Source organism: Halarsenatibacter silvermanii (assembly GCF_900103135.1).
GTDB lineage: Bacteria > Bacillota > Halanaerobiia > Halanaerobiales > Halarsenatibacteraceae > Halarsenatibacter > Halarsenatibacter silvermanii.
The window spans coordinates 41,484-53,213 of sequence record NZ_FNGO01000014.1 but is presented as its reverse complement, the minus strand read 5'-3'; the positions used below and the strand labels follow the sequence as shown (position 1 = coordinate 53,213).

9 protein-coding genes and 1 riboswitch are annotated in these 11,730 nt (G+C 46.0%); all 9 genes read left to right on the top strand.

The annotated features are described in order from the left end of the window. The first annotated feature begins 62 nt into the window (after positions 1-62). The 9 genes from BLT15_RS08395 (at position 63) to purD (ending at position 11,724) form a co-directional block, all read left to right on the top strand. Positions 63-1,220 (top strand): iron-containing alcohol dehydrogenase, encoded by a 1,158-nt coding sequence (locus BLT15_RS08395; RefSeq protein ID WP_089760658.1) that lies wholly within the window; start codon positions 63-65, stop codon positions 1,218-1,220. 261 nt (positions 1,221-1,481) lie between these two features. Then, positions 1,482-2,060 (top strand): class I SAM-dependent methyltransferase, encoded by a 579-nt coding sequence (locus BLT15_RS08390; protein WP_089760656.1) that lies wholly within the window; start codon positions 1,482-1,484, stop codon positions 2,058-2,060. A 48-nt stretch (positions 2,061-2,108) separates the two neighbouring features. Next, entirely contained in the window at positions 2,109-3,902 is a 1,794-nt protein-coding gene (locus BLT15_RS08385) for an SLC13 family permease (RefSeq protein ID WP_089760653.1), read from the top strand. A gap of 126 nt (positions 3,903-4,028) precedes the next feature. Next, positions 4,029-5,447, top strand: coding sequence for an MBL fold metallo-hydrolase (locus tag BLT15_RS08380; protein WP_089760650.1), 1,419 nt, complete (start codon positions 4,029-4,031; stop codon positions 5,445-5,447). A gap of 260 nt (positions 5,448-5,707) precedes the next feature. Next, positions 5,708-7,234: a uracil permease gene (locus tag BLT15_RS08375; protein WP_089760648.1), complete on the top strand. Its 1,527-nt coding sequence runs from the start codon at positions 5,708-5,710 to the stop codon at positions 7,232-7,234. Between the two features lie 242 nt (positions 7,235-7,476). Then, entirely contained in the window at positions 7,477-8,856 is a 1,380-nt protein-coding gene (gene lpdA / locus BLT15_RS08370; RefSeq protein ID WP_089760646.1) for a dihydrolipoyl dehydrogenase, read from the top strand. A gap of 137 nt (positions 8,857-8,993) precedes the next feature. Then, positions 8,994-9,521 (top strand): folate family ECF transporter S component, encoded by a 528-nt coding sequence (locus tag BLT15_RS08365; protein WP_089760644.1) that lies wholly within the window; start codon positions 8,994-8,996, stop codon positions 9,519-9,521. 72 nt (positions 9,522-9,593) lie between these two features. Further along, positions 9,594-10,001, top strand: coding sequence for a tRNA (N6-threonylcarbamoyladenosine(37)-N6)-methyltransferase TrmO (gene tsaA, locus BLT15_RS08360; RefSeq protein ID WP_234985562.1), 408 nt, complete (start codon positions 9,594-9,596; stop codon positions 9,999-10,001). Positions 10,002-10,173: 172 nt separating this feature from the next. Next, positions 10,174-10,275: riboswitch (purine riboswitch) on the top strand. Positions 10,276-10,434: 159 nt separating this feature from the next. Continuing rightward, positions 10,435-11,724 carry a phosphoribosylamine--glycine ligase gene (purD, locus tag BLT15_RS08355; protein WP_089760642.1) on the top strand — a complete coding sequence of 430 codons (1,290 nt, stop codon included), beginning with the start codon at positions 10,435-10,437 and terminating at the stop codon, positions 11,722-11,724. Positions 11,725-11,730 lie beyond the last annotated feature (6 nt).

The following is an 11,730-nucleotide window of genomic DNA, read 5'->3' as shown; positions in this document are numbered from 1 at the left end:
GAGATCTTGATTGTAAGTCTAATCCATCCTGACTATAACAATAATTAAAAAGGAGGATAATAATGGAAGCAAATCAGTTTCTTTCAGTACCGGAAATATTCTATGGAGAGGGCGCTCTGGGCGAATCTCAGGATAAGCTGGGTGAAATGGGCGAAAAAGCTCTGATCGTGACAGATCATGTCATGGAAGAACAGGGTTATCTGGAAAAAACCGAAAAAGCCCTGGAGGAATCAGGTGTTGATTATGCGGTATATAAGGATATAAACACCGAGCCCAAGGACATTCATGTGGAAAATGGAGCTGAGATTTATCAGGATAAAGATTGTGACTTTCTGCTGGCCCTGGGAGGGGGCAGTCCTATAGATACGATGAAGGCTATCGGGGCGGTCTTATCAAATCCCGGTCACATAAGAGATTACGAGGGACTGGGAGTTATAGATAACGATACGCCACCACTTGTGGCGATTCCCACAACTGCGGGCACAGGTTCAGAGGTAACACAGTTTACGATAATCCATGATACCCGCGATGACGTAAAGATGCTGATCGGTGATGCAAAGCTTATGCCTGATGCTGCTGTAGTCGATCCAACCTTTACACTGACTGTGCCAGAAGAGATAACGGCGGCCACCGGCATCGATGCCTTAACTCATGCGGTGGAAGCTTATACTTCGAAAAATCATCAGCCTCTGGCAGATAATTTCGCTCTTTCTTCCATCGAAAGGATTGCCGATAATCTGAGAAAGGCCTGTGAAGACGGTGACGATATGGAGGCCCGTTCGGAAATGATGCTGGGAGCTATGGAAGCCGGCATGGCTTTTAATAATTCTTCTGTGACCATAGTTCATGGCATGTCGAGACCGATAGGGGCCTGCTTTCACATTCCTCACGGTCTTTCCAATGCTGTGCTGCTGGAGGAGTGCATGAAATTTGCTGTGGATGGTGCGCCTGAAAGATTTGCCGATGTGGCCGAGGCTATGGGAGTAAACACAGATGATTTGTCGGTTGAAGAGGCTGCAGAAAAAGGTGTGGAAGCCATAGGAGATCTCTGCGATGATATCGGAATTCCATGCCTCTGCGAACAGGGAGTATGTGAGGAAGATTTTCAAGAAAAGAAGGATAAGATGGCAAAAGATGCTCTGGACAGCGGCAGTCCGGATAACACCATGAAAGTACCTGATAAAGAAGATCTGAAAGAAATTTATGACCGCATAATCTAAGAAAAATAAGACTGATAAAAATAGATAAATTATAGCTGACAGACCAGCGTATTATTTCCCCGGGTAAACCGGGGCTTTTTTTATTTTTGAGAGAAGGATAGCTTGATTTTGATTCTTTAATTTTAATGTTAAATTAATACTTGTAAAAATAACTTATTGATGTTAAATTTGAATCAGGAAGCATTAAACTTTAAATTAATAAAGCAGATCAAAATGTTAATGTATATTTATGCAGGTACTCATTGATGAGGTGGTGATCTTATGGGTTTTTTTGAGCTGACTGCTCCTTTATATGATCTGGCTATGAAGGCTGTCGGTCACGGGGAGTCGCTGGAAGAGCTGATGGAAGTTATCGAGCCACAGTCCGGAGATAAATTGCTGGATCTGGGCGGAGGGACCGGGCAGCTTCTCGAGTATGTTCCCGAAAAGGTTGGGGTGACGCTGGCTGATAGTTCTGAAAGCATGTTGAAAAGGGCAGAGAAGAAAGACCGTCATCCCCGGACTGAATATGTGCTGGCCAGCGGAGATGACTTACCCATGAACTCCGGAATCTTCGATTATGTGGTGGTAGCGGATGCTCTGCATCATATGGAGAGAGTGGATGATACAATAGCCGAAGTCGCCCGAATTTTGAATGAACAGGGGGAGTTGTATATACTGGAATTTCTTCCCGGCAGCTTTTTGACCGGATTTGTCCGGGTGGGAGAGAGCCTTTTTGGAGAGCCGGTAAATTTCTTTGAGCCGGAAAAACTGGCAGATGTCTGTCGGGATAAAGGTCTAGATGCTGAATATGAGGAGATAACTTCTTCTTTATATATTTTAAGAGCTTTTAAGCAATGACCACAGAAAAAGGATGAGCAGGAATATAAAAAGAAGTGAGGAGAAAAAATGTCCTATGACATAGCTCTTACACTTTTGGTGCTGGCAGCGGCTATATTTATGTTCGTATCCGAAATTTTAAGGGTGGACATAGCTGCTATTTTAATACTGCTGGTTTTACCCTGGCTGGGCCTGATAGAGCCGATGGAAGCTTTTGCGGGCCTTTCCAGCAATGCTGTTATAGCGGTAATGGCGGTGATGATAATGGGCCATGGACTGGAGGCTTCCGGGGCTACCGGAAAACTAACCGGACCCATCATTGAACTGGCCGGTGATGGCGAAAATCGCATGATTTCTGCCCTGGCTGTGACTTCCGGCTTTCTTTCCGCATTTATGCAGAACATTGGTGTGGTTGCCCTTTATCTTCCCATCATCAGGAGGATCAGCAGCAAAACTGGATTTTCTTTGAAAAAGCTTCTGATGCCGGTCGGATTTGCTGCTCTTCTGGGCGGCAATCTGACCATGATAGGCTCGGGCAACCTGATTATACTGAACGATCTTATGATGCAGCAGGATAAAGATCCATTTCATCTTTTCTCGGTAACTCCTGTCGGAATAGTTCTGCTATTGATCGGCACTATATATCTGATACTAATGGGGAAAAAATTTTTGCCAGAAGGTAAAGTTTTACAGGATGAAGAGGACAAACAGAAACAGCTGGTTCGGGATTGGAACCTGGAAACCTCTATTTTTAGGTGTCGGGTCCTCGAGGATAGTCCTTTGATAGGCCAGACTCAGGAAAGCTCCAGGATGTGGGCAGATTTTGGTCTGGTGCTGACCGCTCTGGAAGAAGAAGGGGATGTTAAATACGCTCCCTGGCGCTTTACCAGGTTTTTTGAAGGTCAAAATCTGCTGGTTTTAGGGACGGAAAAAAAGATAGCAGAGTTTGCCAGAAATTTTTCCCTGGAATATGTAAAAGCCGGGGAATGCATGGATAAAACCTGTGAAAATCTGGAAGTCAGCGGCTATGCTGAACTGCTGATACCACCAGGTTCGGATTTTACCGGCAGATCATTGCGCGAATTGGCGGTGCGCAAAAATTACAGCATAAACCCTATAAAACTCATCAGAGGCGAGAAGGTTATATCCGGTGATTTTTCCGATTTCAAGATGAGGCCGGGGGATATTCTGGTGTTTTTCGGCCTGATAGAGAACATCAAGAAAGCGGTCAGAGGTGAGGATTTGATAGCTCTGACTTCCCTTTCCGAAAAAAAGAAAAAAAGCCGAAATCCCTGGCTGGCTTTTTCTGCTTTTGCGGTATCAATCCTGCTGGTGATTTTAGGATTTCAGCTTTCCCTTTCTCTCTTTACCGGGGCGGCTTTGATGCTGATTACCCGGACAGTGCCTCTCAAGGAGATCTACGATGCTATCGACTGGCAGACAGTGTTTTTGCTGACGGGTCTCATCCCTCTGGGAACGGCCATGCAGAGAAGCGGTACGGCGGAGTTTCTTGCCTCTCGGCTGCTGGAGGTTCTGGCGGGAAGTCCTGCTCCGATCATTCTGGTTACGGTAGCACTGCTGGCTTCATTTTTAACGCTTTTTATGTCCAATGTAGCTTCAACAGTTGTGCTGGTGCCGCTTGTGATGATAATGGGCGAGGAGACGGGCATTGATCCCCGCTCTCTGGCTCTTTTGGCCGGCATTTGTGCTTCTAATTCTTTTTTACTACCCACCCATCAGGTTAATGCTTTCTTCATGAATGCCGGTGATTACAGCAGCCGGGATTTCATGAAAGTTGGTTTTCCCATGACTGTGCTTTACGCTGGAGTTTCGGTACTTTTTATTTACTTTATTTTCCTCTAATCTTTCAATAATAATTTGCAATTAGCTGTTAAAAATGTTATTATATCCTCCACTTTAGGAAAAAGAAATAAAATTTGTCCAATAAATTTAGTTTAAAAAGATGAGTCACAAAAAGGAGCTGATTATTTGTTATTTGAAAAGATCAAATCACCTGGACTGGCCCACAATTCTTATCTTATAGGCGATGACGGAAAGGCGGCAGTTATAGACCCCAGACGGGATGTGGAGGTATACCTCGATAAATCATCGGCCGAAGGATTTACTATCGATTATGTGCTGGAGACTCACAGAAACGAAGATTATCTGATAGGCTCTAAAGAAATTGCCCGGAAGACCGGGGCGGAGATCTGGAGGGCTGATGACTATCTCGATTATGAGTACGGTCAGCCGATGGAAGAAGGTGAAGAAATTGAGATCGGACGTCTTCTGCTGGAAGGTCTGCATACACCCGGTCATACCCCCGGCTCTTTCAGTTATGTTCTTTACGGATATGAAGGAGAACCCTGGATGGTATTTACCGGCGATGTGCTCTTTGCCGGAGATGTAGGCAGGGTCGATTTTTTGGGTGAAGAAAAGCTGGAAGAGACAGCAGGAGATCTTTATGATTCTATTTATGATAAAATCCTGCCGCTGGGAGATGAAGTTATTCTCTGTCCGGCGCACGGAGCCGGTTCTGTTTGTGCCAGCGCTATAGCTGATAGGGAATGGACAACGATTGGAATTGAGAAAAATTTAAATCCCCACCTTCAATACGAAAGCAGGGAAGAATTTATCGAAGAAGTGGGACAGATGCTCGAGTATCCCCCTTATTTCAACCGGATGGAAGAATGGAACCTCACCGGTGCTCCTTTTCTTTCCGAAAAAAAACGTCCTGAAGCACTTTCCCCCGATGAGTTTGCCGATATCCAGGACGAAGGGGCTGTTGTTATCGATACCAGAACTGAGGTTAGTTTTGCCGGTGCTCACATTCCTGGTTCGCTCTCGATCTGGAAGGACAATGTTCCCAGCTTCGCTGGCTGGTTCGTAGATACAGACAGTCCCATACTGCTGGTGAGCGATGAGGGATATCCTGAAGAGGAGATCAAGCACCTTTACCGTACCGGATTCGATAATATCAAAGGTTATCTATCCGGAGGTATGATATCCTGGCATATGCAGGCCCGCAGCAGTGAGACCATAGAGACTATCAGGGTGAAAGAGCTCTGCGAAATCATGAAAGGTCCGAAGGACTGCCGGATACTGGATGTTAGATCGGAAGATGAGGTGGAGGAAGAAGGAGAAATAGAAGATGCGATAAATATTCACATTACCCAGCTTCCGGATCATTATGAGGAGATTCCCGAAAATGTCAAAGTTTATGTCTTTTGCGGCAGCGGTTTGCGCGCGATGACTGCAGCTTCGCTTCTGAAAAGGGAAGGATTTGAAAATATCGGTGTAACTCTGGGCGGTCTGACCGGCTGGCGGTCCAGCACCTGTCCCCGCGGTGAAACGCGAAGCTCGAAGGAGAGAGGGCTGGAGATCGCTGATTCTCTCTGGCTGGGATGATAGTGCAGTCAAACTGACCTTTTGAAATACTATTCTCGAAAAACTGAGTTATAGATTAACCGGGTCCCGATGCAAAGGGGGCCCTTTTTAATATGTTTAATTACTCGGTTCACGTCCTGTCAATTTAAATTGAGGTTGTATACAGGTATAATTTTCTGTTGACCGATAAAAATTTATTTTACGGAAGGAAAATTCATCTCAGTAACGAACAACGTAACAAGTAAATTTATATATTTATTACTTTATGGAGGAGGCCAAACATGCCCGCAGTAGATTATCCGCTTTTTAAAGCGGAAGACGTTGATGGTTTTTTCGCCCTTTTTCAGAACAACCTGGCTAATTTTGCAGTAATATCAATAACCATGATAGAGCTGGGTTATCCTGCCGGGATAGTATTTGGCAGGGTAATTCCGGGAGCTGCCATCGCTGTTCTTTTTGGCAATCTTTATTATTCCAGAATGGCCCGGCAGCTGGCGGAAAAAGAGGGTAGAGAAGATGTTACTGCTCTCTCTTACGGTATTTCAACGCCGGTCATGTTCATTTATTTATTTGGAATTATGGGCCCGGCCCTGGAATTTGCCAACGGAGATGCCGAGCTGGCCTGGAAAATTGGGGTAGGAGCCTGCTTTTTGGGAGGTGTGCTCGAAGCTCTGGGCAGCATTTTTGGTCCCTGGATAAGGCGCAATTTGCCCCGGGCAGCTATGCTGGGAGCTTTAGCTGGAGTAGCCTTTACTCTTATCGGAAGTGAGATGTTTTTTACAACTTATGAAATGCCGATAGTCGGTCTTTTGGTCATGGGAATTATAATTATCGGTCTGATAGCTAAAAAGAAGATGCCCTATAATATTCCGGCTTCGCTTTTTGCCATCATTGTCGGTACGTTACTGGCTTATTTATTTGGAGCGGCAGATCTGGCAGCCGTGGGAGAGGGAATGGAACAGCTCGGCATATATCCCTTCCTGCCAACCTCTGCTCCGCTTACCGGCTCGACCGAATTATTTACGGCTGCCACAGCATTTCTGGCTGTCATTATTCCTATACAGCTTTATAATCTTTTGGAAACCATGAACAATGTAGAGGCGATGGCATCCTGCGGTGATGATTACAGCGTTAAAAGGTGTCAGTTAGTTGATGGATTGGGCACCATAGCCGGTTCTTTCTTCGGCGGAGTTTTTCCGACCACGGTTTATATCGCGTCGACGGGGGCCAAGCAGATGAATGCCGGCCGCGGTTACAGCATATTAAACGGTATTGTATTTGCCATAGCTGCTCTTCTGGGACTGATCGGAGCCATATCTGAAATAATTCCTCTACCCGTTATAGCTCCCATACTGGTATTCGTTGGTATAGTCATGGTGGCTCAGGCTTTTGTCTCCGTGCCTTCCAGACATGCTCCGGCGGTCGTGGTGGCTATGTTCCCTGTAGTAGCTGATTTTATCGTGACCAATTTCCATGGCCTGAATCCAGAAGAATTCGGTGAGATGTTCCCGGCTGCTGAGGCCCTTTCGGAAGGTGCCATGTTTGCCGCTTTAGTCTGGGGAGCTTTTACAGTCTTTGTGATAGACCGGAAGTGGAAGAAGGCTGTCAGCACGCTGGTGATTGGTTTTCTGCTGTCGGGTTTTGGTTTCATGCATGCTCCGGAACTGGGAACCTATTTTGCTGAGGGAATCACCCTGGGATATCTGGTCCTGGGAGTTATGATTTACTTGTTCAGCCTTTATTATGATAGAAATCCGGAAAAAGAGGAAGAACCACTCTACTGCGAGATCGATATTAATGAGCTTTGATACATTATAAGCATAACTAAATCCTGTATTATCAGAGCCTGAAGTTTCCGTAAAGGATTCACTTTTTTCGGAGATTTCAGGCTTTTTTTTGCTTGAATAAGTGATTATATCCTGCTGCCGGATGCTGGCAAAATTTGAGTATAAAATCAGCAAAAGAAGGAGGTTTTTCTCACAACCAGAAGAAAATAATTGGAAGAAAAAAAGCTGATGTTTTTAGATCAGTACATAAGGGGGTTATATGCATGAAAACAGAAGTTGCTGTCATAGGCGCAGGTCCGGGAGGATATGTGGCCGCTATTAGAGCTGCTCAACTGGGCAAAGATGTGGTCGTAATAGAAAAGGAAGATATCGGTGGTATCTGCTTAAATCACGGATGTATTCCCACAAAAGCTTTGAAGAGAAGTGCTGAAGCTGTTCGTGATATTGAACGAGCTCGTTCTTTTGGAGTTCAGATCAATGATTATGAAATCGACTTTCAAAATATGATGAGACGAAAAGACAGTATAGTTCGCCGGTTGACTGGAGGTATAGAGTATCTGCTGGAGGAAAATAATATAAAAGTTATAGAGGGTAAAGCGCGGCTGGAGGAGGAAAACAGGGTGCTGGTGGCAGGAGAGGAAGAGGATGTTTTGATAGAAGCAGAAAATATTATCATCGCCACCGGTTCCAAGCCTCTAATTCCTCCGATAGAGGGAACAGAGCTGGAGGGGGTTATGACCAGCAGAGAACTTCTGCAGATCGATGAAATTCCTGAAAAGCTGGCTGTCGTCGGCGGCGGTTATATAGGGGTGGAGTTTGCTTCTATATTTTCCGAGCTGGGAAGCGAGGTTTATCTGATCGAGATGCTGCCGCAGCTTCTCCCCAATATGGATCATGATCTTTCTAAAAATATAGAGAAAGCCTTCTCGCGGGAGCTTGAAGAAGTTTATACCGACACCACCGTCGAGAGAATAGAAGAAACCGGTAAAGATGATGAGCTCAGGGTTGAGTTGAGTGATGAAGATTCTCTGCATGTCGATACCCTGCTTATGGCCACGGGGAGAACTCCAACACCACCGGAAATCTCTGAGGACCTTGAAATTATCATCGGAGAAAACGGGGAGATAGACACTGATGATAAAATGCGTACGGGCGAGGATAATATATATGCTATCGGTGATGTTACCGGAGATTATATGCTCGCTCATGCAGCTTCCCAGGAAGGAATTGTGGCCGCTGCCTGTACGGCAGGGCGTGATAAAAATATGGATTATGAGGTTGTTCCGGCTGTGGTATTCTGCACTCCTGAGATTGCCAGCGTGGGCATGACTGAAACGGAGGCAGAGAATAAAACTGAGATAGCAGTGGGAGAGTTTCCCTATCAGGCCAACGGTAAAGCTCTGGCTGAGAGGGAGAGAAAAGGTTTTGTCAAGGTTATCGCCGATGAGGAGACCGATGAAATTCTCGGCATTCATATCTGCGGCCTGGGTGCCTCTTCACTGATCGGCGAAGGAGCGGCAGCTTTATCTCTGGACAGTACCGCAGGTGATCTGGCGGATACGATTCATGCTCATCCTACTCTGCCGGAAACGATCATGGAAGCAGCCGAGGACGTTCACGGCATATCTATACACAAGCCCTGAGTCGAATTTATTGACAGGGAACCCGGAATCTGATAGCATAGATAATGGATTTTTCTGATTTAGTTCTGGAAAGATCAAAAATTAGTTTTTGCTGGAAAGTTGATCATCCATTTTAAAAATCGGAGGTTGGGCAGAGAATGAAAGTTCACCGCATAGCTATAATGGCCCTTATGGCGGCCATAAGTATTATTCTAGCTCGATTTTTCGCTTTCATGATAGGTGGGACAATCAGAATAGCCTTTGATCATGCTCCCCTTTACCTGGCAGGAATGCTGCTGGGGCCGCTGGGAGGTGCTATGACCGGGGTTGTTGCTGATCTGGTCGGCATACTAATTAATCCCATGGGTGGTTTTTTTCCGGGATTTACTCTCAGTTATGCCCTTTTGGGTTTTATACCCGGTTATCTTTTCAAAGAAGTCAGGCTTGACAGAGTGAGCCTCAAAAAGGTTGTTATAACTCTATTGGTCACAGATATTATCGTTTCTGTCTTCATGAATACCTTCTGGCTTTCAATTATGTTCGGCGATGCATTCTGGGCAATTTTACCGGCCAGACTGGTTGCCAGAGCCATAATAATGCCTGTACAGATATTCTTCATCTATACCCTTTTAAACTATGTGCCGGTGCTGCCGCTGGAGAGGATTAATTATCGCCCCAGAATTTAATGAATTATCTGTTCCAGAAAGCAGTATGATTTAAGGTCCATTTTATCTTCTGTGAATTGAGGAGGATAAATTTTGCTGGAATTTTCCCCAATAGGAATTATAAGAAATGAATTTGCCGAGACGAAAGATCCCGATACGCTCAAAGCAGCCGAGAGCAGAGTGATAGTGGATGAGGAATATGCCGATGGGCTCGACAGCATCGAAGAGAGTGAATATCTAAAGATAGTATTCCACCTTCATAAGTCAGATGATTATACTCTTATCGGACCGCGCCGATACGGAGGAGTGAGGGGGCTTTTCGCTTCGAGAACCCCCAACCGACCCAATCCTATCGGAGTGACTCTGGTAAAGCTTATCGAGCGCCAGGGGAGAGAGCTTTTGGTCACCGGCCTGGATGCTATCGATAAGACTCCGCTTTTGGACATAAAGCCCTATGCAGCGGAGATCGATGCACCCGAGGAGAAATTTTCTGATGATTGATCTCTCGGGGGGAGACGGTATTTAGTTTTTGATAAAAAACGAGCAATTTGATAGAATGAATTTGCAGGGATAAAAACTGTTTCTGGTTCTTCTTGTTGACCGAAAATTAAATTCAAAAAGACCCTGTATTATTTATAATCTGAGCTTTATTAATTCTGGCTGAATAGAAAATTTTATAAGAGAGTTAGTATCTCATATAGTTGTGAGGATATGGCTCACAAGTTTCTACCAGATAGCCGTAAACTATCTGCCTATGAGAGCAAGAGCGTCTAGGGGGCCGGGAGGAATTCGTCAGTTCTTCAGAATTTCTCAGGGGTCCGAGCGATGCTTATCAACACCGCAGGGATAAAAGCCCAGACGGGTAGGTTTCTCTCAGAATTATATGGGAGCCTATCCGTCTGGCTTTTATATTTTATAAGGGGGTAAAATCAGCATGAAGATTTTGGTGGCAGGCAGCGGCGGCAGGGAGCATACCCTGGTCTGGAAGCTGAATCAAAGTTCAGAGGTCGATGAAATTTACTGTGCTCCGGGCAATCCGGGAACGGCTGAAATTGGCTGGAATGTCGATATAGGTGTCGGGGAGCATGAGAGGCTGCTCGAGTTCTGTCTTGAAGAGAAAATAGATCTTACGGTCGTCGGCCCCGAGGCACCTCTGGTTGATGGGCTGGTGGACAAATTCAGAGAGGCAGACCAGCTGATATTTGGCCTCGGGAGTCGGGCTGCCCGGCTGGAGGGCAGTAAAGTTTTTGCCAAACGCCTGATGCAGGAAGCTGAAATACCCACCGCACCTTTTCGAGTTTTTTCCGATGCTAATTCGGCTGATTCTTTTTTGCAATCCAGAGAAGCTCCTGTAGTGGTCAAGGCCGATGGCCTGGCTGCCGGTAAAGGTGTTTTTGTCTGCAGCGAGATAAAGGAAGCCCGGAGAGCAGTCGAGAAGATAATGGTAGAGAGGGAGTTCGGTAAGGCGGGAGATAGGATAGTTATCGAAGAAAAACTGGAGGGAGAAGAGGCTTCTGTCCTGGCCCTGGTCGACGGCGAGGATTATAAGACGATGGTATCCTCGCAGGATCATAAAGCTGTCTATGAGGGTGGCAGAGGACCCAATACCGGAGGTATGGGTGCGATAGCCCCCGCTCCCCTTGTGGATGTTGAAATGAGAGAGCGAATTGAGAGCGAGGTTATAGAAGCAACTCTTGCCGCTCTGGAAGAAAAAGGTATAGAATTTAAGGGAGTAATTTACTGCGGACTGATGATAAAGGAGAACAAAGATCCCTATATACTGGAGTTTAACGTGAGATTTGGAGATCCGGAAGCCCAGGTCGTGCTGCCTTTGCTCGAGAACGATCTGGCCGGGGTTTTGCAGGCTGCTGCAGAGGGCCGGCTGGAGGAAGTGAACCTGGAGTGGTCTGATAAAGCGGCTGCCTGTGTGGTTATGGCCTCCGGCGGGTATCCCCGCGATTATGAAACAGGTAAAAAAATAGAAGGCATAGACAGGGTTGAGGCTGATGATAGATTTGTCTTTCAGGCGGGCACAGCTGAAGCCGAAGATCAGCTTTTGACAGCCGGCGGCAGAGTTCTGGGAGTCACAGCCCTGGGCGAAAATCTCGAATACGCCCTCGATAAAGCCTACCGGGGAGTTGATAAGATCAATTTTCCCGACGCTCATTTTCGGCCGGATATCGGAGCTAAAGCACTGGAAAGATTGAGGAAGGAGGACGTTTGATTTGAC

Coding starts and splice junctions, on each gene's coding strand:
- BLT15_RS08390 (WP_089760656.1), top strand. CDS start 1,482: ATGGGTTTTTTTGAGCTGACTGCTCCTTTATATGATCTGGCTATGAAG.
- BLT15_RS08385 (WP_089760653.1), top strand. CDS start 2,109: ATGTCCTATGACATAGCTCTTACACTTTTGGTGCTGGCAGCGGCTATA.
- BLT15_RS08395 (WP_089760658.1), top strand. CDS start 63: ATGGAAGCAAATCAGTTTCTTTCAGTACCGGAAATATTCTATGGAGAG.
- purD (WP_089760642.1), top strand. CDS start 10,435: ATGAAGATTTTGGTGGCAGGCAGCGGCGGCAGGGAGCATACCCTGGTC.
- lpdA (WP_089760646.1), top strand. CDS start 7,477: ATGAAAACAGAAGTTGCTGTCATAGGCGCAGGTCCGGGAGGATATGTG.
- BLT15_RS08375 (WP_089760648.1), top strand. CDS start 5,708: ATGCCCGCAGTAGATTATCCGCTTTTTAAAGCGGAAGACGTTGATGGT.
- BLT15_RS08365 (WP_089760644.1), top strand. CDS start 8,994: ATGAAAGTTCACCGCATAGCTATAATGGCCCTTATGGCGGCCATAAGT.